The sequence below is a fragment of the Streptomyces marinisediminis genome (assembly GCF_026262575.1).
Lineage (GTDB): Bacteria > Actinomycetota > Actinomycetes > Streptomycetales > Streptomycetaceae > Streptomyces > Streptomyces marinisediminis.
The window spans coordinates 1-271 of the sequence record NZ_JAPKFL010000138.1 but is presented as its reverse complement, the minus strand read 5'-3'; the positions used below and the strand labels follow the sequence as shown (position 1 = coordinate 271).

General features: G+C 71.2%; 1 protein-coding gene. It reads left to right on the top strand.

Translation table 11 applies throughout. The features are described from left to right. Positions 1–20 precede the first annotated feature (20 nt). Positions 21–271 (top strand): helix-turn-helix domain-containing protein (locus tag OSB71_RS24425; protein WP_265950974.1); only part of this gene is annotated, 251 nt, incomplete at its 3' end.

Here is a 271-nt window from a genome sequence, read left to right as displayed (position 1 = left end):
TGCGGTTGTAGGGTGGGGCGATGCCTGGTCCGAAGCCGCTGCTGCTGGAGCTGTCCGATCACGAACGCCGTGTCCTGCGGGGCTGGTTGCGCAAGCGGACGGCCTCGCAGGCACTGGCGCTGCGGTCGAGAATCGTCCTGGCGTGCGCCGAGGGCCGACCGAACGCGCAGGTCGCGGACGACCTGGGGATCTCGCGGGAGACCGTGCGGAAGTGGCGCTCGAGGTTCGTCGCGGACCGGTTGGAGGGTCTGGTGGACCGGCCGCGTTCGGG